Raw genomic sequence first — 22,608 nt, forward strand, 5'->3', positions numbered from 1 at the left:
TAAAGGAGGTATCCCGATATGAATAACTCAACACCTTCTTGCCCAAAGTGTGGCTCTACCAACTTCTACAAAAACGGTCATGACAAATATGGTAACCAACAATTCTTCTGCAAAAATTGCAAACGTACTTTCAAACTTTCTCATTCTCCCAAGCACAAAAAGTTCTCTTTCCCTTATCCTAAATGCCCTTCTTGTGGCAAATCTATGCAAATCCACAAACCCCATCGTTCTTTCGTTGTCTTCCGTTGTAGAACTTGTCATACAAAAGATAGAGTCCCTTTTAATCTCCCTGAACCTGTTACTATCTTTTCTGACTACTTTAAATACTTCCGTTTCCCTATCTTTATTGTCTTAAAAGCTTTCGTTTTGTATATGAAACGTAATATGTCTTATCGCACTGTTGCAGATTCTCTTAACATCAAGGTCTCTCATGTTTCTATCTACAAATGGGTTATTAAGTTGTGTACTTTATTCTCCGTGCTTTCACCAACGTTTGACATTGAGGATGTTTTCAGAGTTCATGCCGACGAAACTATTGTAGTATTCAAAGACCAAAAATATTATGTCTGGTTATTAGTTGACCACGATACTAACCTTATCCTTTGCTGGCATGTCTCAAAGTATCGTGACATGGGTCAAGTAAAAGTGTTGCTTGAAAAGTTCTTAGGTGATTCAAAAGACAAAAGTATCGAACTCATTACCGACGGTCTTGGTGCATATGAAAGTGCACTGATATTGTTCAAAAATATCAATCATGTAGTAGTATCGCTTGGTAAAAACATGTGTGAATCCAAATTCTCACTACTGAAAGACTTTTTCCGACTTAAGCGAGGTCTGAAGAAGTTGAAAAATCTTGATTTATATATTAACGGCTTTTGTATAGTGAAGAATCTTTGGAAAATCAACAAGAGCAATATCAATAATGTCATTTCTCAATTAGCTACTTCCATCACTACAAGTTAACACTATCTGTGTTACAAAAGTAAATTAAAACTTATCAATATCCTCCCTGCCCAGGAACTTTATTTGTAACTATCGCAACACCAGAGCTTGTTCCAATTCTTGTAGCTCCTGCAGTAAGCATTTTTATCGCATCTTCGTATGTGCGCACTCCACCAGATGCTTTAACTTCGATTTTCCCATCAACTGCCCATCGCATGAGCTGGACATCCTCAAATTTTGCACCACCTGTTCCGAAACCTGTAGATGTTTTGACAAAAGCGGCACCAGCAAGTCTTGAGAGTACACATGCTGCAATCTTCTCTTCGTCAGTCAGGAAACATGTTTCGATAATGACTTTGACAGGGACTTTCGCGACCTCAACAACAGATTTTATATCGTTGTAGACGTATTCGTAATCTCCCTCTTTCAATCTACCTATGTGAATTACCATATCTACTTCCTGAGCCCCATTTTCAACAGCCCATTTTGTTTCTTCTACCTTAGCGTAAGTGCTGGTAGCTCCCAATGGGAAACCGACAACTGTAACTGTGAGAACTTTGCTATCTTTCAGTCTTTGTGCTACCAGAGGAACAAACGATGGGTTAACGCAAACACCTTTGAATTTGTAGTCAAGAGCTTCTTTACAAAGCGTTTCTATCTCAGCTGTCGTAGCAGTAGGTTTAAGATTTGTGTGGTCGATATATTCATTGAGTGATATGTTTTTCAAATTAATCTCAACGGTCTCTGGCTTGTAATTTTCTCTGAATTCCTGCAACTTTTCAAGAACAGCCTTTCTTACATCCATATTTATCACTCCTTCTAAAAGTTGTTATCTTTTCAGGTACTCTTTTATTCTCCTGTCGATTTCCTTCTTTTTGATTTCCTCACGTTTGTCATGACTCTTCTTACCTTTTGCAACCGCAATTTCTACTTTGACTATCCCTCGATCGTTGAAGTAGATTTTTGTTGGAATCACAGTGTATCCCTCTTGTCTAATTTTTCCCCAAATTCTGTCTATCTGCTTTCTATGTAAGAGTAATTTTCTAGGTCTTTCAGGGTCGTGGTTGTAGATATTTCCAAACCGGTATGGTGGTATGTGCAAATTCAGCAGATATATCTCCCCGTCTTTTATTCGGCAAAATGAATCTTTGAAGCTTGCACCGTGTTCCCTCAAAGACTTTACTTCTGTGCCAACGAGAACGATGCCAGCTTCATATGTTTCATCTATAATGTAATCTGTGTATGCCTTCTTATTGGTTGCTATTATCTTCATGTAAAATCCCACCCTATGTTCTTGTAGTGTCTTATTTCTAATTTCTCGTTGTTTACAATTTCAATAACGTCTATCTGGGCTTTTAAATACCGCTTACCTCTCAGATAATATTCCGCACTGCGGTTTATTTTTTCGTACTTCTTTATATCAACGCGCTCGGAAGGATTTATTCGAACACCTGTGCCAGACTTTACTTCAACAAACACATAGGTTTTATTGAACTTTGCAATTATATCAATCTCACCAAATGGCGTGCGATAGTTTCTTTCAACTATCTTATAGCCGTTTCGTTTTAAGAATTGGACAGCGAGTTCTTCCGCCTCTTTCCAGTTGCTTATTACATCAACCGTAGATGCTTGGAACTTTGATGAATCGGCCTTCTTTTTCAGGAAAGTTTGCAATAATACCTTCAATATTCTCATGTGGTTTTGGCTCCAGCTCTCTGAGCTTGCATGGTTCCTCTATAGGTGTGTACATCGGTTCGATACCTTCCGTATTGACCTCTGAAAGAATTTCAAAATAGTCAATGATTTTCTGTAAGTCGGATTTTAGTTTCTCCGATTCTTCAAACGTTAAACGTGCAAGTTTGGAAAGGTGTTCAATAAGCTTGTCATCTATCTTTATCACCGCCGATAACCTCCTTCAGTTTCATTACCGTTTCTATTTGAGAAGCAACATCAGTAGCCATTTTGTTACTTTGAGCTATAGTTTTGTAGACCTCTTCACGATAAATCCTTACATCAGCTGGTGCGATTATGCCTATTTTAACAGCATTACCATCGATTTTCAGCACTTTCACCTGTATGTTGTCACCAATTATTATACTCTCTCCAACTCTCCTTGATAGTACAAGCATATCAAGCACCACTCTCTTCTTTTATATCTTTATCTTCAGATTGACTTTCCGATTCTTTTGGAGAAACTATGGGATGTTTTAGTTCGTATTTCTCAAGTATAACCTGAATACCTATTCCCTTTTTTACGTTTACAACAACTGGAGCTTTTAAGTTTACCGTCGCCAGTTCAGGTTTCCCGATAGGGATAGTGACAATACTGCACACAACTAAGTCCGAAGGGTCTTCAACTTGCAAAATATCTAAGTCTTGTTTTGATAAATCCACCTCGTATGTTTCCAAAACCAGCCAAGGGTCTATAATGGGGAAAGATGTATTCTCATCTTCTAAACTGACAAGCCATTGAATTGGTTGCGTTTCCGGAATTTTCAAAATCGCAAATTTTCTCAGTTCTTCAAAACCTGGTATTCCATTTGGAAAGATTATGACTTCGTTATCGTTTATCTCCAGCTCACCAAACCTTGTTTTGTAAACTCCCATTTTTGCTCATCCTTTCAGTTACACACTTTTTCTTTTTCATTCTTCAACACTCTTATCTGTATCCCAATCTTTTATGTAATGTAAGATTTTCTTGTGGAATTCTTCGCCATGTTCTGGGTCCTCAAAGAGTTCGTGGGAGCCACCTTCAAACTCTTCAATAACCTTTTGTGTATCTAGTTCTTCGTAAAACTTACGCGCTCCTTGAGGAGGCGTTACCTTGTCTTCTGTGCCTATTAGAACAACCACAGGACATTTGATTCTTGGGGCTCTTTCATGTGCTAGCTGGACGTTCTGCAACATACTTTTGCCAAGCTTGATCGAGATTTTGTCATGAACAAGCGGATCCGTAACATATCTATGGACCGCGTCTTTATTCCTAGATAAAAGGTCTGGGTTTATACCATTCTTCACAGTTAAAGAAGGTGCCAGAACAGAGAATATTTTCAACATCGCTATTTGGCTCGGTTTTGGTTCGAGTTGCAGCGCAGGAGAAGACACAATAAGTTTGGAAACTTTGTTCGGTCTTTCCTCTGTGTAACGTACAGCGATGAGCCCACCAAGACTATGTCCAAAAAGAACAAAGGAGTTAACCGTCTTTGTGATTTCATCGATTAAATCTATAACTTCTTCTATGGATGTATGCCCACGCTTACCAGAGCTTTTACCATGACCAGGTAAATCAAATCCAATGACACCAAAATCATTTTCCACAAGCATGTTAATGAGTTTCTCATACCTATCTATGTGTTCACCAAGGCCATGTATTATAACAACCCAACCGTTATTACCTGTTCCTTTTTTGAAGTGGTATACCATACCCTTACCCCCTACTTTTGCAAAAAAAACTTCCAGCATTTATGTCGGTCTTTGCTATGAAAGTTGTTTTGTGTTTATCGTAAGCGCGTTTCTTCTAACATCTATTATCTCTATCTTGTATTTTCTGTCGTAAATTCTTGTTAGCAACGCTCCAACTCCTGTGAGAGCCAACGCAAGTATGAAAGAAAGAATGTCCGAAAGTTTTAACAGGTAACCGATAAGGGTTCCAAGGATAAAGCCTGCTAAAGGTATACCGTAAACAATTAGCGATAGAATTCCAGGGTTGTATTTGAAATCAACAACTACTAAATCACCTGGCATGAGAGGAAGTAAATCTTGGTTTACATTCCTTTTATCTATCTTGAAAATTCCCTTTTTGGAGCTCTCGCTTTGAATTGAACAAGAACCTGATAATGCACATGAAGCACATGCTACTTTATCAACGTTTAAAGAAAGATATACGTAACGCTCATCAACACTTTTAACTGTCATTAATTCCCTCATATCTTCACCTCTAAAGCAAGAGAGGTAGGCAGCTCAATTTCTACTCAACCATCATAAGGAACGGATAGTGTGGCTGACCTCCCTCTATGAATTCTATCTGCACGTTTGGATATTTCTTCTTGGTGTATTTTTCAACAATACTTTGCTCAATAGGGGTCGCACTTGAGCCGACAAATACCGTAAGAATCTCGTGTTCCTCGAGTCTGCATTTTTGGTAAATCTTATCAAGAACATTAACCAAATTCTTGTGGTGTGCAACGAGTTCTTTGTTCAAGAAACCTAGGTATTCATCCTTCTTAATCTTTTCACCCGCGTATTTTGAATCTCTTACAGCAACTGTAATCGATATGGCTACTGTCTTTTTTATCGCATCTTCTATACTGGTTATTATCTCTTCAATTTCTTCTCCCACCCTGTAAATCATCGCCGAAATGCTTTGCTGAACGTTGATTGTTTTAACAACGTAAACTTTTATTCCGTCTTGCTCAGCAGTTTTTGCTGCTTGTTCTGCCGCCAATATTATGTTTGAGTTATTTGGAAAGACAATTACATTTTCTGCATTGGCGCGTCTTATTGCGTCAAGTATATCAGCCATACTCGGATTCATCGATTGTCCACCAGAGATGATTTCATCAACCCCAAGGTCTTTAAGCACTTTGGAAATCCCTTCGCCGGGTGAAACGGCAACGTAGGCAATCTTCTTTCTTTCCTTTTTTGCATATACTTCTCCAACAACGTGTTCATGTTGTTCTTTCATGTTGTCGATTTTAACCTTTAATAGTTCTCCATGTTTTAAGAACTCTTCAATAACTTGTCCTGGGTTGTTTGTATGAACGTGGAGTTTGATGATATCATCCTGGACAAAGAAAACGACGGAATCGCCCATTGAATTTAAATAGTTTTCCAATTGCTTTTGCGTACCGTTAGTTATTGGGTTCTTGGCTCTAATGATGAGTTCCGTACAATATTGATATGTTAGTTCTTCATACGCTATGGTTATTTCTTCTGAAGGTCTCGTTTCAACACCTTCCAGGTTTATTGATGTATCACCCAAGGCATACATTTTGAATCCCTGGATGATGTAATATAGACCTTTCGCACCTGCATCGACAACATTTGCCTCTCTTAGTTTTGGCAACAGCGAAGGAGTTTTTTTCACCGTATCAAGTGCAATCTCTTCCATCTTCTCGAAGAGTGCTTCAAAACTTTCGAGATTGGCAAGTTCTTTCGAATGTTCGTCAAGTACGCGAATTACGGTCAGTATTGTACCCTCTACAGGTCTTAAAACCGCCTTATAAGCAGTTTCTTTAGCACCTTTTATGCCCTTTACAAAATCTGCAACCGTGAGTTTGCTTTTTTTCGAGAGTGTCTCACAAAAACCCCTGAATATCTGGGAGAGGATTACTCCAGAATTCCCCCTTGCCCCCATCAAGGTACCTCGCTTTATAGCATCGAGGACATTGCTCAGCTTTTCGTCGGTAAGGTTTTCAAGATATTTACACGCTTCGAGCATTGTAGAACTCATATTCGAACCTGTATCCCCGTCTGGAACGGGAAAAACATTCAGCGCATTTATTTCATCCCTATGAGCAAGCAAATTTTCGGCACCTTTCATGAAGATGCCTTTCATTTCTGACCCATTTATTGTAGTGAGCAAGCTATCACCTCATTTCACCGCACGCCAATGATGTGCACGTTCACTTCAGGATTTTCGCAGTTCGCGAATGCGCGGAGTTTGTGAACGACGTTTTCTTCTATGTTCTTACCAACTTCTGTGACCTTTGTACCGAATTCTACTTCAACAAATATATCAATCTTTAAGTGTCCGTATTCGTCTTCTTCAACTTTTATCTTACCTTCCTCAGAGGAAAACCATCTTGAAAACCAATTATCGGAACCTATGCTTATAGGCCCATAAGTTTCAAGGACTGCAAGATAGACAAGTTTTCTTATAGCGTTAACGGTAATTTCAACCTCACCGTATTCTGTTTGGAACTTCATAACCTCACTCCTTTCATCACGTATTTTTTAATTATTTGTTCAATATTGGTGCTGTCAAGTCCTACGTACTTTATAAGTTCATACCTTGTACCATGCGGTATAAATTCGTCGCGTATACCAACAACCTGCAGTCTGCATTCGTATTTGTCTGCATAATCTTTTAGGTATTTCGTAGCAACACTCTCACCAAATCCGCCAAGTTCTGCTCCCTCTTCTATAGTAAAAACGTATTTGTGCGTTTCGAAAATCTTTTCGAGCATCTCTTCGTCTAATGGTTTTACACTTCTTACCCCAATCAAAGTCCAAGCATTCGCTTTTGCAATATCTAAGTATTTCTTTGCAAGCACGCCAACCGCTAATAAAGCTATTTCCTTTCCTTCCACAAGTAACTGCCATTTAAAAGGTTCTACGATTTCTATTTTACCACAAATTTCTTCTAAATTGCCAAATTCCACATCACGTGGGTATCTGATAGCAATGGGACCTCTGTACTTATCCCTTTCTTTTAGGACTGTCCACAACGTATTGGCAAGGTCTTGACCATCAAGCGGTGTTAGTATCTTCATATTTGGAATTAGTTTGAGATAAGCTATATCAAACACTCCGTGGTGTGTTGGACCATCTGTTCCCACTAAGCCTGCTCTGTCGATAGCGAATAGAACATCCAAATTCTGGAGTGCGATATCGTGGATTATCTGGTCGTAGGCTCTTTGCAAGAATGTAGAATATATTGCTACCACAGGTTTGAAACCCATAGTCGCCAAGCCACCAGCATAGGTAACCACAGATTGTTCGGTTATACCTAGGTCAACAAATCTTTCTGGAAATTGCTTTGCAAATTTACTAAGCCCTGTTCCATCAGGCATTGCAGCAGTTAATGCAACAACTCTATCATCCTGCGAAGCAATTTTCGTCAATGTTGTTCCAAAAAGTTCGCTGTAGGAATAAGTTCCTTCAGGCTTTTCAAAGATACCAGAGTCTGGATCAAATTTATCCACACCATGAAACTTTGTAGGATTTTGCTCGGAGAAATGGTAACCTTTACCTTTTATCGTAAATACAGTGAGCACGGTTGGGTATGGATAGTCCTTGACTTGCTTAAACGCTTCTTCTAATGACCTTAAATCATGTCCATCAACAGGTCCAAAATGTTTTAAACCTATGGATTCAAAGAAGTCCTCACCTATGAGTGCAACTTTTAAAGCCTCTCTAATCTTTTTTAATTCAAACTCAACAGCTTCGTTGAGACCTTTTTTCAGTTTCTCTTTTATTGTTATATAAATCTTGCTCGTTCTGAGAGTCTCAAGTAGTTGGGATAGTCCGCCGACATTTTTGGAAATACTCATCCCATTGCTGTTAAGTATTATCTTTATCTTAGAGTCCTGCGCTTTAACTTGGTTGAGCGCTTCTAAAGCTTGTCCGCTTGTCAGCGCACCATCACCTATGACTACCACAACGTTGGCCTTTTTGTTTTGTAACTTTAACGCTTTTTCTATCCCTAATGCAGCTGCTATCGAAGTTCCAACATGACCTGCACCGAATCTATCTACCTTCGCTTCAAATATGTTCGTAAACCCTGATATTCCGCCGAAGGTTCGAAGTGTTCTAAACGCATCCCATCTACCTGTAAGTAGTTTGTGAGTGTAGGTTTGATGTCCTGTGTCCCAGATAATGTAGTCCTCGTATGGGTCAAAGACTCGATAAAGTGCAAGGGTTAATTCGACAGTTCCTAAATTGGAAGCCAAGTGACCTCCGTTGAGGGAGGTCACATCAATCATGTATTTTCTAATCTTTGCAGCAAATTCGGATAGCTCTTCATAATCCATTTTTCTAATTTTCTCTATTAAACTTCTATCTTCATCGAAGATTACCTTGAACTTTTGCATCAAAATTCTCCCATCCTTTGTTACTCTTATCCTTTGGTTTCTATCCTATATTTTCCACTTACTTCATAGGTCTTATCACATCAGTTTTCATATAAGGTCTAAGCACTTCAGGCACTGTTATTGTTCCATCTGGATTCTGATAATTTTCCATGATGGCAACAAGTGTTCTACCTATCGCAAGGCCTGAGCCGTTGAGTGTATGGACAAAATTCAGCTTTCCGTCTTTCGTTCGGTAGCGCATGTTACCTCTTCTTGCTTGGAAATCAGTGTCGTTACTACACGAAGAGATTTCTTTGTACGCATTATAGGATGGCAACCAGACTTCTATATCATACGTTTTCGCAGCTGCAAAGCCAAGGTCACCAGTGCAGAGTGCCACAACCCTGTAAGGTAACCCAAGAAGCTGTAGAATCCTTTCCGCATCACGGGTAAGTTGTTCCAAGTCTTCGAAAGACCGTTCAGGGGTTGTGTACCAAACAAGTTCGACTTTTTCAAATTGGTGCTGTCTTATCAAGCCTCGCACATCTTTACCGTAACTTCCAGCCTCTCGTCTGTAACATGGCGTGAACGCTGTGTACTTTATCGGAAGTTGAGTTTCTTCAAGAATTTCATCTATATGTAGCGCAGCAAGCGAAACTTCCGCAGTTGGGATAAGGAATAAATCATCTCTTTCACACGTGTAAAGTTCTTCTGCAAATTTTGGAAGTTGGCCTGTCGCAGTAATCGTTTCCCTTTTAACCAAATGTGGGACGTTGACTTCTATATACCCGTTTTGCGTGTGAGTATCGAGCATGAATTGAGCAAGAGCACGCTCAAGTCTGGCGATTTCTCCAAACATCACAGTGAACCTCGAGCCACTTAACTTAGCACCCCTGTCAAAATCAAGCATACCAAGTTCAGGACCAAGGTCCCAGTGTGCCTTTGGTTCGAAATCGAATTTCCTCGGTTCGCCCCACCTTCGAACTTCAACATTCTCAGTTTCGTCCTTTCCAACAGGCACACTTTCGTGTGGAATGTTCGGTATGTAAAGCGCCAAGTTGTACATTTGGTCTTCCAGTTCTTTTTCCTTCGCCTCGTATTGCGCGATTTCATCGCCCAATTTCTTGCTTTCGGCGATTATTTCATTCGCTTCTTCGTTCTTACCTTCTGCTTTCAATTTTGCGACCATCTTAGAGAGTTCATTTCTTTTTGCTTTTAGGTTATTGACGATGTTGACGTAATTTCTCCACTCTTTGTCAAGCTCCACGATTTTGTCAAGAATTTCAGTAGAATAATTTCTCTTTCTGAGGGCTTCGTAGAATAAGTCTGGATTCTTTCTCAGCAATTTGAGATCTATCATATCATCACACTCCTTAGCTTCTGTAAAAAAACCTTTTATTTTCCTTCTTCAAATAGCTTTTTCAAATTCTCTTCGTACGGAGGATAGACTATTCCTTTCTCCGTAATTATCGCTGTAACAAGTTCGTTGTCAGTTACATCGAAAGCAGGATTGTAGATATTCACATTATTTGGGACTATCCTTTTCCCACCACAAGTTGCAACTTCTTCGTGAGACCTCTCTTCAATTGGTATTTCTGCACCACTCTTTATCGACATATCTATCGTACTTGTTGGAGCAGCAACATAGAATGGTATGCCGTGTCTTTTCGCAAGAACGGCAACCATATAGGTCCCTATCTTATTTGCCACATCACCGTTGGCAGCAATTCTATCGGCTCCGACGATAACTGCGTTGATTTTCCCTTGCTTCATAACCCATCCTGCCATGTTGTCACTTATGACCGTAACATCAAAACCATCTTTCATCAATTCCCATGCGGTAAGCCTTGCTCCTTGTAGATATGGTCTTGTTTCATCTGCGTAAACTTTTATACGTTTGCCCTGTTCTTTGGCTGCTCTCAGAACACCGAGTGCCGTTCCGTAATCTACAGTCGCAAGTGCGCCTGCGTTACAGTGCGTCAAGACTGTAAAACCATCTTCAAGTAGTTGAGCACCGTATCTGCCAATGGCTTTGTTAGTTTCTATATCTTCAATCGCAATTTTCAAAGCTTCCTCTTCCAACACCCTAACAAGTCCCTCAAATTTTCCGTGTTCTATTGCTCTGCGTTCCATTCTATCAAGAGCCCAGAAAAGATTCACAGCTGTTGGTCTTGTCCTCGCCAAGGTTTCTTTCACATTTTTCAGCTGCATCATAGCTTGTTCGTAATTGTATGTTTTTCTTGTTATCTCTTTTGCTCCCAGCACATACCCAAATGCCGCTGCTGCACCTATAGCCGGAGCACCACGAACAACCATTTCTTTTATAGCAAGCGCAACAGCACGATAGTCCGCACAAGTAACATAGACTTCTTCAAAAGGAAGCCTTCGTTGGTCGATAAGTATTAAAGCATCACCATTCCACTCCATGGTCATGGTTTTCAAACCCTTTGCCTGAGCTTTCGTCCTCATCGTTTGCTCCCTCCTAACCGTATTTTTGTAATTTTTTATCTGTTTAAAAATTCTTCTCTGAACTTCGAAAGGCCGTTTATTTCACCAAATAGAACCACCTTGCTATCATCCGCCAAAACCTCATTTTTCGAAGGACCTAAAACCAAGTCTTTATCTTTCAACAAGCCGATTATGTAAACATTGTACTTTTCCTTAAGTCTCAGTTCTTCTATCTTTTTGCCAGCCAGTTTTGTGTTTTTAATATCGATTATTTCAACTTGAAAGGCTTTGTCTGATATGTTTAGTACATCTATTATGTTTTCACGCTTTTTGAGAAAAGTTAGCGCTTCAACAATCTTTAACCCCGCTATTTCTGCTGTTGCAATTGGATGGTCTACTCCTGCGTAAATGAATTTTGTTAAGTTTGACAAGTTGGTTATATTGGAAACAATGTATATATTTGCATTCAAGTTTTTGGCAGTTAAAGAAACAAAGATGTTGAGTGCGTCGTTTGGTAAAGTGGTGACAAGTGCCCTAGCATGTTTAATACCAGCCCTTAGTAATACCTCTTCACTCGTTGCATCACCTCTTATGAAAACTACGTTCTTAGCCTTTGAACTATCTGCTATTTTCTCCTTCAGCTCTTCTTCTGTCACGAGGTTGTCTATTGCGACAACATGTTCGTTTAGCCTAAGTAATTGGTTTATCACTTGCGTCCCTATGTTTCCTGCTCCAACAACTATTATATGCTCCTTCATCTTTGACACCTTTCTTTCCACTCTTCTTTGTTTCATCAGTTTGATTAATTCGCCTTCGACTAACAGAGCCGTTACATACGACACGTTATACAACACAACAGACAAACCAGCAAGTATGAGTAACATTGTGAAAATTTTGCCGAAGGTTGATAGTTGCTCATGCATTCCATAACCAACTGTAGATATCGTTATACCCACAAAAAAGATAGAATCAATTAGTGAGTATCCTTCAAACAACCAGTAATACAAGGTTCCGACTAAAAATATAAGAAAGACACTAACCAGGGCTTTTTTTACTCGGTTCAGCAGGTTTCTTTCTATAACCCCTAAGTTTCTTGACTTACTCTTTGACATTTTTCACACCTAATTTTTGTATTTTGCCAAGTTTGGGAAATTCAGTAGTCTTTTTATTTAAGAACAGGACTTTTGTACCTTATTTCTATCTTCGAATCTTTTCTAAATTTTTCGAAATCCTCCAAAAGTTTCTTAGATACTTCTTCTTGCTTTGAAGAAAGTAATGTGTTTTTTATTTCTTCACTAACTTCACTAAGAGTTTTCGTGCCACCAATTTTTATGTCTCTCACCTTCACAACGTAGTATTCATTACCCGCTTGCTGGACTGGTAACGTAGTGCCTTTTACAGCGCTGGTGACAAGTATCCAGAGTGATTGTGGAATCTTTGATGCGTCGTTGGCATTGACATATCCGTTTACAACTGGTGAGAGGTTGTATTTTTTCAATATCTCATCGTTTGAAAGACCTTTTACAACATCTATCCTTAGTGTATCCGCTGTTGATTTGTTGTTTGTTTTGAAGACAAGTAGGTCATATTGAGCCGGAACTGTGTACTTGTCCTTGTTTTTTTCGTAGTAAGCACTTATTTCTTCATCTGTAACTGCAACGTTTTTAAGATAGTATGCGTAAACGTTAGCAAGTGATAGCGAATATTTTCTTTGGAAATAGAGTTTTTGTCTGTAGTCTTCCAATTTGCCCATCCCAAGCTGTATCAAGTATTCGTCGAATTGTTGCTCGGTCATCTTGAGTTCACTAAGCATCTTGTTTATTTCGTTGTCAACATCTTCTTTAACAACTTTATCGTCAGGTGCAACCCCAAGTTTTTCAGCAAATTGGATGAATAAGACCTTGCGAATAAGTTGGTCTAGGACCTCCAATTTGTATCTTTCTATCAAAATAGCCCCTTCTGTAGAAGTTGTTAAAACCTTGTAGAACGTTGGATTTGAGTTTTGAATCTCTAAAAGCAATTTCTGAACATTTGCCTCCCTGTTCCATTCATCCATGGTGATGTTTCTTCCATTGACAACGGCAACGATGTCTTGCTGAGCAAACGTGAGTAAACTGATGAGTAACACCAAAAACACTGTTAGTTTCTTCATCTTAACTCCCCCCGATTTTTATGGTATTAGAATTACTTAACAACAATATTCACCAATTTTCCAGGCACGTAGAAGATATTGCCTATTTGTTTGCCTTCTACCAGCTTCTTAACGTTTTCAACAGCCTTTTCCTTTATTTGGTCTTCCGAATAGTCTGCCGGAACAGTGATTCTACCTCTCACTTTACCGTTAACCTGGACAACTATCGTTATCTCTTCTTCCTTAAGTGCTTCTTCATCGTAATCTGGCCAGCGTTCTTCAACGATGAGTGTTTCCTTGCCTAAGTCATGCCACATTTCTTCTGCCATGTGTGGCGCAAATGGTGAAATTATAAGCGCTATTTTTTCCGCTATTTCTCTTAACAATTTTTTATTTGGCTTTTGGACTGTTTCGAGGTAATCGGAAAGTTGGTTGTTGAATTCCATCAATCCAGCGATGGCAGTATTGAATTTGAACCCCCCTTCGATATCTTCTTTTATTTTCTTAATCATCGCGTGCAACTTTCTTCTGAGCGCTTTTTCTTCTTTTCCAAATTCACTTTCTTCACCATCTTGTGAGTTTATGATATCAAGCATTTTGTAGTAGTTGTTCCAAAGTCTTTTAACAAATCGATTCACACCTTCAATTCCCGCATCGCTCCATTCCGCATCTTTTTCTGGGGGTGCCATGAAGAGTATATACATTCTCAGTGTATCCGCACCGTATTTTTCTATCATATCGTCCGGGGAGACTACGTTGCCTTTGGACTTACTCATCTTCCACCCATCTTTGTAAATCATACCTTGGGTAAAGAGATTCTGGAATGGCTCGTCGAAACCAACATATCCAAGGTCGTGTAAGACCTTTGTGATGAATCTTGAATAGAGTAAGTGCAAAACAGCGTGCTCAACTCCACCAATGTATTGGTCAACAGGTAACCAATAATTTACATCGTTTGTATCAAATGGTTTATCTTCCAGTTTTGGATTGACATACCTTAAGAAATACCAAGAACTATCGACAAATGTGTCCATCGTCTCTACCTCTCTGTGGGCTGGACCACCACACTTTGGACATGTCGTGTGTTTGAATTCTTCGCTTAGTGTAAGTGGCGATTGACCCGTTGGTAAGAATTCAACGTTTTCAGGAAGTTTGACCGGTAAATCTTTTTCCGGAACAGGAACAATACCACATTTGTCACAATAGATTATTGGAATTGGAGCACCCCAGTAACGTTGCCTTGAGATAAGCCAGTCTCTGAGCTTGTACTGGACACTTCTTTTTCCAAAACCTTTTTCCTCCATATATTTCGTGACTTCTTCAATGCCTTTCTTACTGTCCAAACCGTCAAATGGACCGCTGTTAATCATTATCCCTTCATTTTCGTAAGGTGCTTCTTCTACGTTCCAGTTACCTTCTTTCGGTTTGATGACCTGTTTAATCGGTAAGCCATACGCTTTCGCAAAGTCAAAATCGCGTTTGTCATGGGCAGGAACAGCCATGATTGCACCTGTTCCGTATTCATAGAGTATGTAGTTGGCAACGTAAATTGGTATTCTTTCTCCAGTTAACGGGTTGATTGCATACCTGCCAAGGAAGACACCTTCTTTCTTTGCTTCCAAACTCGTTCGCTTGAATCTATCTTCAAGAGCAACTTTCGCCAGGAATTCTTCTACCTCTTTCCTCTTTTCATCAGTCACCAGTTCGAGCACCAGTGGAGATTCCGGTGCGATTGCCATGAACGTCACGCCGTATATTGTATCTGGTCTTGTTGTGAAGATTCTGATTTTCTTGTCGAGACCTTCGACTGGGAAATCAACTTCCGCGCCTGTGCTCTTCCCTATCCAGTTTCTTTGCATTGTTTTAACATGTTCCGGCCATCCTGGAAGTCTGTCGAGCCCTTCGAGCAACTTTTCTGCGTAATCTGTGATTTTGAAATACCATTGTTCCAGGTGTTTCATTGTAACAGTGGTACCGCACCTTTCGCATTTTCCATCTTTCACCTGTTCGTTGGCCAAAACTGTCTGACAACTTGGGCACCAATTTACTGCACCCGGCTTTTTGTATGCCAAACCCGCCTCGTAGAGTTTCAAAAATATCCATTGTGTCCATTTATAATAATCTTCATTACACGTAATAACTTCCCTATTCCAATCGTAGCTAATCCCCATCTTTTTTATTTGCCCACGAATAGTGTTTATGTTATCCATAGTCCATTTCTTCGGGTGTATCTTGTGAGCAATCGCTGCATTTTCTGCAGGCAATCCAAAAGCATCGTAACCAAACGGATGTAGTACGTTGTATCCCTGCATTCTTTTATACCTTGCAACGATATCACCTATCGTGTAGTTTTTAACGTGACCAACATGCAATGTTCCCGATGGATAAGGGAACATCACGAGTGCATAATACTTGGGCTTTTCGGAATACTGAGGAGTTTCAAATACCTTTTTCTCTTCCCAGACTCTTTGCCACTTTGGTTCTATCTCTTGTGGACGATACTCCTTCATACCTTTTCCCTCCAAGGCTCAGTTTTTTGCGTTTTAAGTTGTCATATTTCGCATCACTTTTTTGATTTCTTATACATTATACCATAAAATGCGATTTTTTCACTCATTTTATTTCCTTGAGTAAATATCCAAGAATTCTAATTTTCTTCACAGAAAATTCATATACAAACCTGCACGGAAAGTTACTTTTTCTGGTATAATTAAAACACCAAAAAAAGCATAGGAAAACAAAAGCACGAAAAAATCCGTATATCTATTCCTAAACTGCGATTTTTGACTTAGTACAATTTCCAAAACTTTCGAGAGTTTTCTCTACGATAATTCTTCAGGTGAAAGGAAGGTGATTATTTGTGGAATACCCGAGTTATTCCAGTAACAAACCACCATAAATCTCTTGCAAAGGAGGGTAAAGAGGATGAAGGTAAAAATCCAGATCGACATCCGCAAGCTCATCGAACGCGGTGATTTTCGAACACTGAAAATGCTACTTGAAGACCAAGATCCAAACGTGATCTACGAAATGATTGAAGAACTCGAAACATCAGAAAAGGCTGTAGTATTCCGCCTTCTGAATAAAGATCTTGCTGCGGAAGTCTTTTCCAAACTTGAGCCCGACGAGCAATATGAATTGGTAAAGATGCTCACAGATGACGAAATCAAATCTATCTTCAAGAACATGGACCCTTCCGATAGAGCTGAACTTCTCGACGAACTGCCCGCCGATGTTGTTACCAAGTTGCTTTCGTTCCTACCTAAAAGTGAAAGAGAACAGACACTTGAAGTGTTGAACTACCCCGAAAACTCCGCGGGTCGTTTGATGTCACCATATTTCATATATGTAACAAAGTCCATGACTGTCCAAAAAGCACTCGATAAGGTGCGCAAGTTTGGAAAAGACGCAGAGACAATTTACACGATTTTCGTAGTGGAAGAAGACAAAACACTCATCGGAACTGTAAAACTCGAGGATTTGCTCTTCGCCGAACCCGATACATTGATTGACGAAATATACGCCCCCGACCCGATTTATGTTAAAACGAATACAGACCAAGAAGAAGTCGCTGAACTGATGAAGAAATACGATTTAAACGCTATTCCTGTGGTAGACAACGATATGAGACTTGTTGGGATTATAACTATAGATGATATCGTTGATGTTATCGATGAAGAAGCAACGGAAGATATTCACAAGATGGCCGGTATGAGTGTTACGACTACATCTTATTTTCACACTTCACCACTGGTTTTTATCAAAAACAGATTACCATGGCTTGTAGGATTATTGTTGCTCCAAAGTGTTAGTGCTTATATAATCAGCAGTTTTGAGAGTGTTATAGCTGCTGTGCCAATACTTGCAGCCTTTATGGCAACGATGATTGATGCCGGAGGAAACACAGGTGGGCAAAGTAGCACACTTATAATCCGCAGCATGGCATTAGGGGATGTCGAACTTAAAGACTGGTGGAAAGTGTTACTCAGAGAGATTTACGTCGGATTGATACTTGGTTCAATACTCGGTGCTGTTCTCTTTGTGCGCGGATTCATGATTTCACACGATGTAATGGTTAATATATCTGCAGCAATCTCATTACTTGTTATTGTTATCTTCGCAAATGTTGTAGGCGCAATGCTACCATTCCTCGGTAAGTTGATGAGAATCGACCCTGCTGTTATGGCCGGTCCACTCATAACAACGGTAGCAGACCTTGCTGGTATCTGGATATATTTTGCCGTTGCCACACGTATGCTTGGAATAAAATAATGCTGTTCCCTTCCTATATGAATAGGGAGTGAGATATATGGAGAGAGAAGAGCTTGAAAAAAAGTTGCTTGAATCCATTGAAAAACTTGAAGAACATTTGAAAAGGTATGAGGATGACGTAGAGAATATTAACCTTAGACTTCAACGCTTACAAGAGGAGTTAGACAACACATGGAATAACCTAAGAACTATGGTTATAATCTTCACGATTGTTTTTGTCGTCATGGCAGTTACCTGGTTCTTTCCATTCCAAGCAGCAGCGTATCGCTATTTAAGCATCGATGATATTCAAAGGAAAATCGTTGCTCTGAGTGTTGAAGCACTCTTTTTTGGGTTAATATTCATAATGATGTTGTGGTCTACAATTTCAAGGAGGTTCAGAGGTTAATCGATGGATAAGATAATTGTCAAAGGTGCGCGTGTGCATAATTTAAAGAATATTGACGTTGAAATCCCAAAGAACAAGCTTGTTGTTATCACTGGGTTGTCTGGTTCTGGAAAAAGCTCGCTTGCGATGGATACAATCTTTATCGAAGGGCAAAGACGTTATTTGGAAAGTCTTTCTACTTACGCAAGACAGTTCATAGGTGAGCTAAAAAAGCCCGATGTGGATAGTATCGAAGGGCTTTCTCCAACTATAGCAATTGACCAAAAGAGCGTATCCCACAACCCTAGGTCCACTGTTGGAACCGTTACTGAAATTTACGACTATCTACGCGTGTTGTATGCGCAGATAGGTGTTCCACATTGTCCTTATTGTGGCAGAGAGCTCCAGAGAATGTCAGTGGATGAAATTATAATACACGTACAAAAGCATTTTCAAAACAAGCGTGTTATCATACTCGCACCTATCGCACGAGAAAAGAAAGGCACATTTAAAGATGAATTCGATAATTTCCTTAACAAAGGTTACACAAGGGTTGAGGTTGATGGAAAGATATACAGACTCGACGAAGTTCCGGAATTAAATAAAAATGTCAGACACACGATAAATTTAGTTATCGATAGGTTGGACCTGTCCGGTACCGACGTGCATAGGTTGTTCCAATCCGTTGAACTCGCCCTCAAAGAGGGTAATGGTTTTGTCTTAGTAAGAGCCGATGACGATGAACACCTTTACTCAGAAAAACTTTCTTGTCTTTCTTGTGGTTTTTCAATGCCTGAAATTAATCCTAAGTTCTTTTCATTCAACGCACCATATGGTGCTTGTCCTGATTGCCACGGATTGGGTTTCAAACTCGAAGTTGATGAACGCACCCTTTTTGAAGAAGATATTCCCGTTGTCCAAGGTCTAAGAATAGGACATAAAGCGGACGGATGGCTTCCAAGAAGAATCGAAAGAATCGTTCGAGAATACGGTGGAGATCCTTCCAAACCTTTTGAACAACAACCCGAAGAAGTTAAAGAGGCACTTTTGTACGGAACGGAATATTTTGAGGGATTAGTTGCCCTTGTAAAGGAACGATACGAGGAATACACGTCGGAAGAAATGCGCGAATGGATAGTTGAAAACTTTTTTGTGGAACGCACATGTCAAACGTGTAAAGGAAAAAGATTGCGTCAAGAAGCTTTGAGCGTCACGATAAAGGACCTAAGTATCATCGATTTTACAGAGCTTCCCATATCAAAAGAGCTGGAAATCATCAGGGCGTTGCCTGCAGAACTTTCAGAAAAGCAAAGAGAAGCAGTAAAGGAGCTGTTAAACGAGATAGAGAAACGCTTAGATTTCTTAGAACAGGTAGGATTGGGTTATCTAAGTCTTTCAAGAAATGTGCGCACACTTTCTGGAGGAGAAGCGCAAAGAATCAGACTCGCGACACAGATAGGCTCAAGACTGACTGGCGTAATATACGTACTCGATGAACCAACCATCGGATTGCACCAGAGAGATAACGACAGATTGATATCTATGCTCAAAGAACTGAGAGATTTGGGAAACACCGTGCTTGTTGTTGAACACGATGAAGAGGTTATACGGAGCGCGGATTACGTTGTAGATGTTGGACCTCGAGCAGGTGTAAACGGCGGACAAATTGTTTATTCTGGAACTTTGGATGGCCTTTTAAGATGCGAAGAGTCGCTTACTGGGAAGTATCTTTCCGGAAAGTTGAAAATAGAGGTACCTAAGTCCAGAAGAAAGGGAAATGGGAAGTTCATACGGATAATTGGTGCACGGCATAACAATTTGAAGAATATAACTGTTGAATTTCCACTTGGGACCTTCATATGCGTTACCGGCGTGAGTGGTTCTGGTAAAAGTTCGTTGATTATCGACACCCTTTACCCTGCTATAGCAAACAAACTCCACAAAACCCGATACGAAGTGGGAGAACATGACAGGATAGAAGGACTTGAAAACATCGACAAAATCATCGCTATTGACCAATCGCCAATTGGTAGAACACCGCGCAGTAACCCTGCAACCTACACCAAAGTATTCGATGCAATTAGGGAGTTGTTTGCAATGACTCCGGAAGCAAAAGCACGCGGGTATGATAAGGGAAGGTTCAGTTTTAATGTTAAGGGTGGAAGGTGTGAGGCTTGCGGAGGGCAAGGTGTTGTAAAGATTGAGATGATGTTCTTACCAGAAGTTTATGTAGAATGTGAGGTATGTAAAGGTAAAAGGTACAATTCCGAAACTTTGGAAGTCACCTACAAGGGGAAAAATATCGCAGATGTTTTAGACATGACTGTCGATGAAGCGCTTGAATTTTTCCAAAATATCCCGACTATTAGGGAAACATTGCAAGTTCTATCAGATGTTGGTCTTGGTTACATTAAATTAGGTCAGCCCGCAACAACGCTTTCCGGTGGAGAGGCTCAAAGAGTTAAACTGGCTTCGGAATTGCGAAAAAAAGCTACGGGAAGAACATTGTACATATTGGATGAGCCAACAGTTGGACTACACTTTGATGATGTAAAGAAGTTAATAGAAGTGCTTAATAGACTTGTTGATAAAGGAAACACCGTGGTTGTTATTGAACATAACCTGGACGTTATAAAGTCCGCTGACTATATTATAGACCTCGGACCTGAGGGTGGAGATAAAGGTGGATACGTTGTTGCAACAGGCACACCAGAAGAAGTCGCAAAGGTTGAAAGTTCATGGACTGGAAAATACTTAAGGATGATATTTTCAGATTCAAATGACTCCACATACACAATACCTACTTTGTTATGCTGTGATGAGGGGGAAGCATCGTGAACGGTTTGAACAGTGCAAAACCTGCAAGTCAAGAAAAGGTAAAAATCTACGTTGCATCAAAGAACAAGCACAAAATCGAAGAGATAAAACTTGTTGTCCCAGAATTTGTAGAACTCGAAACAGTGAACTGGGAGATGGATGTTGAAGAGACCGGTGAAACGTTCATTGAAAATTCAATCATCAAAGCACTTGAATATGGAAAGGAAATAGGTCAGCCGGTAATAGCCGATGATTCTGGCCTTTCCATAGACGTGTTGGGTGGTTTTCCCGGAGTTATGAGCGCCAGATATCTGGAAGGTGCAAGTTATGTTGAAAAGATGGAAAGTATTCTTCAGTTGATGAGAAATTACGAAGAACGAAGTGCAAGGTTTGTGTGCGCTGCTACATATTTCAATCCTATCAAGAATTTCTTGATTTCTGTAGAAGGATACGTTGAAGGGACCATCAGTCGAGAAATACGCGGAAACAAAGGTTTCGGCTATGACCCCATATTTATCCCAAAAGGCTACGACAAGACCTTTGGTGAGCTCGGTGAAGAGGTGAAAAAGCACATAAGCCACAGGAGTGTGGCGTTTAAAAAGTTGTTCGATACTCTGATGAAAGTTGGGGAGATTGGAATATGAGCAACGGAAAAGGATTTGTCATACACGCTGAAAGGATTTTGACCCCGGTCTTTGAACCTCCCATAAGAGGTTTGGACATGAAGAGGGTCGAAGAATATGTGGATAAAGATATCGTTATTGAAGATGGTCAAATCAAAGATTTACGCCCACACAAAAGTGCAGATATAAAAGCTAAGCTTGTTACCCCTGGTCTTTTCGACGCGCATACTCATATCCCATTCGTTGGTTCGCGTGCAAGAGAGTTTTACATGAGAGCCCGTGGAAAAACTTACCTTGAGATTTTGCAAGCCGGCGGAGGCATACATTACACTTCAACTCTAGTAAAACAAACTAACGAAGATGAGCTTTACGATGTTTCCGTTCGATATATTAAAGAATTCACAAAACACGGTGTAATTGGAATTGAATGCAAAAGTGGGTATGGACTGGATAAGGAAAATGAAATGAAGCAGCTGAGAGTAATAAGACGACTCAAGGATACACTTGCAAACAAGATTACAGCTACGTTCCTCGGTTTACACGCAAGACCAAAGGATAAATCTGTCACAGATTACATTGTCGAAATGAAAGAATTACTCAAAGATATTTCAGAAAAGAACCTTGCTGATTTTGTAGATGTGTTCTGCGATAAAGGTGCATACCTTCCCGATGAGATTGGAGAGTTCTTTAATTTTGCTAAATCACTTGGTTTTAAAATTCGGTTGCATGCTGATGAAATAGAGAACGTCGGAGCTGCCAGGTTCGGTGCACAACTTGATGCTGTCAGTGTTGACCATGTTTTGAAAGTTACAAAAGAGGACATCGAGGAAATAGCGAAAAGTCGGACTATCGTTACGCTAATGCCAAACACGAGCTTTTATCTCGGTGAAGCGTTTGCACCGGCAAGAGAAATAATCGATGCAGGTATACCAGTAGCTCTTGGCTCTGACTTCAACCCAGGCTCTTCTCCCATTTTTATGCCAAGTTTTGTAATGCACCTTGCAATAAGATTTTTGAAAATGGAACCAGAAGAGATACTAACAGCTTACACGGCTAATTCAGCATATTTACTTGGCTTTACTTCCGGGATTGTGAGACCAGGGTATCCCGCAGATTTGGTGCTCTGGAAAACTCCAGAATTTCTGGACATTCCATACATGTGGCAAGAGAATTTTGTGGAGCATGTTTTTATAGACGGAAGGATGGTCCTTTAAA

At 40.0% G+C, this 22,608-nt stretch carries 22 protein-coding genes and 1 pseudogene; 7 read left to right on the top strand and 16 right to left on the bottom strand.

The features are described from left to right. Positions 1-18: 18 nt before the first annotated feature. Both AC3M61_RS04765 and AC3M61_RS04770 read left to right on the top strand, forming a co-directional pair. A pseudogene (locus tag AC3M61_RS04765) lies at positions 19-90 on the top strand (hypothetical protein); the annotation flags it as partial. A gap of 369 nt (positions 91-459) precedes the next feature. Next, on the top strand, positions 460-963 hold the full coding sequence (locus tag AC3M61_RS04770) for a DDE-type integrase/transposase/recombinase (protein WP_500780012.1): 504 nt from the start codon (positions 460-462) through the stop codon (positions 961-963). Between the two features lie 34 nt (positions 964-997). Here the strand turns inward: AC3M61_RS04770 and deoC are convergent, their stop codons facing one another. From deoC to leuS, 16 genes are read right to left on the bottom strand one after another with little or no spacing between them, the layout of a single operon-like run. Then, positions 998-1,747, bottom strand: coding sequence for a deoxyribose-phosphate aldolase (deoC, locus tag AC3M61_RS04775; protein ID WP_500779756.1), 750 nt, complete (start codon positions 1,745-1,747; stop codon positions 998-1,000). A gap of 24 nt (positions 1,748-1,771) precedes the next feature. Further along, on the bottom strand, positions 1,772-2,215 hold the full coding sequence (gene smpB / locus AC3M61_RS04780) for an SsrA-binding protein SmpB (protein ID WP_029684067.1): 444 nt from the start codon (positions 2,213-2,215) through the stop codon (positions 1,772-1,774). Beyond that, the gene (locus AC3M61_RS04785; protein ID WP_500780013.1) at positions 2,212-2,553 is read right to left on the bottom strand and encodes a YraN family protein; all 342 of its coding nucleotides are present in this window, start codon (positions 2,551-2,553) and stop codon (positions 2,212-2,214) included. The genes smpB and AC3M61_RS04785 overlap by 4 nt, the downstream gene beginning before the upstream one ends. Before the next feature lie 4 nt (positions 2,554-2,557). Further along, positions 2,558-2,842: an Asp-tRNA(Asn)/Glu-tRNA(Gln) amidotransferase subunit GatC gene (gatC, locus tag AC3M61_RS04790; protein WP_029684065.1), complete on the bottom strand. Its 285-nt coding sequence runs from the start codon at positions 2,840-2,842 to the stop codon at positions 2,558-2,560. Then, positions 2,826-3,071 carry a carbon storage regulator CsrA gene (csrA, locus tag AC3M61_RS04795; RefSeq protein WP_029684064.1) on the bottom strand — a complete coding sequence of 82 codons (246 nt, stop codon included), beginning with the start codon at positions 3,069-3,071 and terminating at the stop codon, positions 2,826-2,828. Before csrA ends, gatC begins: the two co-directional genes overlap by 17 nt. A gap of 1 nt (position 3,072) precedes the next feature. Continuing rightward, on the bottom strand, positions 3,073-3,549 hold the full coding sequence (gene fliW, locus AC3M61_RS04800; protein WP_500779758.1) for a flagellar assembly protein FliW: 477 nt from the start codon (positions 3,547-3,549) through the stop codon (positions 3,073-3,075). A 36-nt stretch (positions 3,550-3,585) separates the two neighbouring features. Beyond that, the gene (locus tag AC3M61_RS04805) at positions 3,586-4,365 is read right to left on the bottom strand and encodes an alpha/beta hydrolase (protein ID WP_500779759.1); all 780 of its coding nucleotides are present in this window, start codon (positions 4,363-4,365) and stop codon (positions 3,586-3,588) included. Between the two features lie 54 nt (positions 4,366-4,419). After that, on the bottom strand, positions 4,420-4,869 hold the full coding sequence (locus AC3M61_RS04810; RefSeq protein ID WP_029684061.1) for a SoxR reducing system RseC family protein: 450 nt from the start codon (positions 4,867-4,869) through the stop codon (positions 4,420-4,422). A gap of 40 nt (positions 4,870-4,909) precedes the next feature. Then, the gene (locus tag AC3M61_RS04815) at positions 4,910-6,499 is read right to left on the bottom strand and encodes a DAK2 domain-containing protein (RefSeq protein ID WP_500780014.1); all 1,590 of its coding nucleotides are present in this window, start codon (positions 6,497-6,499) and stop codon (positions 4,910-4,912) included. 41 nt (positions 6,500-6,540) lie between these two features. Next, entirely contained in the window at positions 6,541-6,870 is a 330-nt protein-coding gene (locus AC3M61_RS04820; RefSeq protein ID WP_029684059.1) for an Asp23/Gls24 family envelope stress response protein, read from the bottom strand. Further along, complete coding sequence (gene dxs / locus AC3M61_RS04825) at positions 6,867-8,756, bottom strand: 1-deoxy-D-xylulose-5-phosphate synthase (RefSeq protein ID WP_500779760.1); 1,890 nt, start codon at positions 8,754-8,756, stop codon at positions 6,867-6,869. Before dxs ends, AC3M61_RS04820 begins: the two co-directional genes overlap by 4 nt. Before the next feature lie 58 nt (positions 8,757-8,814). Beyond that, entirely contained in the window at positions 8,815-10,095 is a 1,281-nt protein-coding gene (gene serS, locus AC3M61_RS04830) for a serine--tRNA ligase (RefSeq protein ID WP_500779761.1), read from the bottom strand. Positions 10,096-10,130: 35 nt separating this feature from the next. Further along, positions 10,131-11,204 (bottom strand): S-methyl-5-thioribose-1-phosphate isomerase, encoded by a 1,074-nt coding sequence (mtnA, locus tag AC3M61_RS04835; protein ID WP_500779762.1) that lies wholly within the window; start codon positions 11,202-11,204, stop codon positions 10,131-10,133. Positions 11,205-11,239: 35 nt separating this feature from the next. After that, entirely contained in the window at positions 11,240-12,295 is a 1,056-nt protein-coding gene (locus tag AC3M61_RS04840; RefSeq protein WP_500779763.1) for a potassium channel family protein, read from the bottom strand. 53 nt (positions 12,296-12,348) lie between these two features. Then, positions 12,349-13,335 carry a peptidyl-prolyl cis-trans isomerase gene (locus AC3M61_RS04845; RefSeq protein WP_500779764.1) on the bottom strand — a complete coding sequence of 329 codons (987 nt, stop codon included), beginning with the start codon at positions 13,333-13,335 and terminating at the stop codon, positions 12,349-12,351. A gap of 32 nt (positions 13,336-13,367) precedes the next feature. Next, a complete protein-coding gene (gene leuS, locus AC3M61_RS04850; RefSeq protein ID WP_500779765.1) occupies positions 13,368-15,824 on the bottom strand; it encodes a leucine--tRNA ligase in 2,457 nt (818 codons plus the stop codon). A gap of 415 nt (positions 15,825-16,239) precedes the next feature. Here leuS and mgtE point away from each other — a divergent pair, with 415 nt between their 5' ends. From mgtE to hutI, 5 genes are read left to right on the top strand one after another with little or no spacing between them, the layout of a single operon-like run. Further along, positions 16,240-17,586 (top strand): magnesium transporter, encoded by a 1,347-nt coding sequence (mgtE, locus tag AC3M61_RS04855; protein WP_500779766.1) that lies wholly within the window; start codon positions 16,240-16,242, stop codon positions 17,584-17,586. A 37-nt stretch (positions 17,587-17,623) separates the two neighbouring features. Beyond that, positions 17,624-17,974, top strand: a complete 351-nt coding sequence (locus AC3M61_RS04860) for a hypothetical protein (RefSeq protein ID WP_500779767.1) — start codon at positions 17,624-17,626, stop codon at positions 17,972-17,974. Between the two features lie 3 nt (positions 17,975-17,977). Then, a complete protein-coding gene (gene uvrA, locus AC3M61_RS04865; RefSeq protein WP_500779768.1) occupies positions 17,978-20,791 on the top strand; it encodes an excinuclease ABC subunit UvrA in 2,814 nt (937 codons plus the stop codon). After that, positions 20,788-21,414 carry an RdgB/HAM1 family non-canonical purine NTP pyrophosphatase gene (gene rdgB / locus AC3M61_RS04870; RefSeq protein ID WP_500779769.1) on the top strand — a complete coding sequence of 209 codons (627 nt, stop codon included), beginning with the start codon at positions 20,788-20,790 and terminating at the stop codon, positions 21,412-21,414. The genes uvrA and rdgB overlap by 4 nt, the downstream gene beginning before the upstream one ends. Further along, entirely contained in the window at positions 21,411-22,607 is a 1,197-nt protein-coding gene (hutI, locus tag AC3M61_RS04875) for an imidazolonepropionase (RefSeq protein WP_500779770.1), read from the top strand. Before rdgB ends, hutI begins: the two co-directional genes overlap by 4 nt. The last annotated feature ends 1 nt before the right edge of the window (position 22,608 follow it).

Source organism: Fervidobacterium sp., assembly GCF_059913585.1.

Excerpts from the sequence above, each read along its gene's own strand:
- smpB (WP_029684067.1), bottom strand. The coding sequence starts at position 2,215 with ATGAAGATAATAGCAACCAATAAGAAGGCATACACAGATTACATTATA.
- AC3M61_RS04820 (WP_029684059.1), bottom strand. The coding sequence starts at position 6,870 with ATGAAGTTCCAAACAGAATACGGTGAGGTTGAAATTACCGTTAACGCT.
- AC3M61_RS04815 (WP_500780014.1), bottom strand. The coding sequence starts at position 6,499 with ATGAAAGGCATCTTCATGAAAGGTGCCGAAAATTTGCTTGCTCATAGG.
- fliW (WP_500779758.1), bottom strand. The coding sequence starts at position 3,549 with ATGGGAGTTTACAAAACAAGGTTTGGTGAGCTGGAGATAAACGATAAC.
- AC3M61_RS04845 (WP_500779764.1), bottom strand. The coding sequence starts at position 13,335 with ATGAAGAAACTAACAGTGTTTTTGGTGTTACTCATCAGTTTACTCACG.
- uvrA (WP_500779768.1), top strand. The coding sequence starts at position 17,978 with ATGGATAAGATAATTGTCAAAGGTGCGCGTGTGCATAATTTAAAGAAT.
- dxs (WP_500779760.1), bottom strand. The coding sequence starts at position 8,756 with ATGCAAAAGTTCAAGGTAATCTTCGATGAAGATAGAAGTTTAATAGAG.
- AC3M61_RS04805 (WP_500779759.1), bottom strand. The coding sequence starts at position 4,365 with ATGGTATACCACTTCAAAAAAGGAACAGGTAATAACGGTTGGGTTGTT.
- AC3M61_RS04840 (WP_500779763.1), bottom strand. The coding sequence starts at position 12,295 with ATGTCAAAGAGTAAGTCAAGAAACTTAGGGGTTATAGAAAGAAACCTG.
- mgtE (WP_500779766.1), top strand. The coding sequence starts at position 16,240 with ATGAAGGTAAAAATCCAGATCGACATCCGCAAGCTCATCGAACGCGGT.
- serS (WP_500779761.1), bottom strand. The coding sequence starts at position 10,095 with ATGATAGATCTCAAATTGCTGAGAAAGAATCCAGACTTATTCTACGAA.
- csrA (WP_029684064.1), bottom strand. The coding sequence starts at position 3,071 with ATGCTTGTACTATCAAGGAGAGTTGGAGAGAGTATAATAATTGGTGAC.
- AC3M61_RS04810 (WP_029684061.1), bottom strand. The coding sequence starts at position 4,869 with ATGAGGGAATTAATGACAGTTAAAAGTGTTGATGAGCGTTACGTATAT.
- mtnA (WP_500779762.1), bottom strand. The coding sequence starts at position 11,204 with ATGAGGACGAAAGCTCAGGCAAAGGGTTTGAAAACCATGACCATGGAG.
- deoC (WP_500779756.1), bottom strand. The coding sequence starts at position 1,747 with ATGGATGTAAGAAAGGCTGTTCTTGAAAAGTTGCAGGAATTCAGAGAA.
- AC3M61_RS04860 (WP_500779767.1), top strand. The coding sequence starts at position 17,624 with ATGGAGAGAGAAGAGCTTGAAAAAAAGTTGCTTGAATCCATTGAAAAA.
- leuS (WP_500779765.1), bottom strand. The coding sequence starts at position 15,824 with ATGAAGGAGTATCGTCCACAAGAGATAGAACCAAAGTGGCAAAGAGTC.
- hutI (WP_500779770.1), top strand. The coding sequence starts at position 21,411 with ATGAGCAACGGAAAAGGATTTGTCATACACGCTGAAAGGATTTTGACC.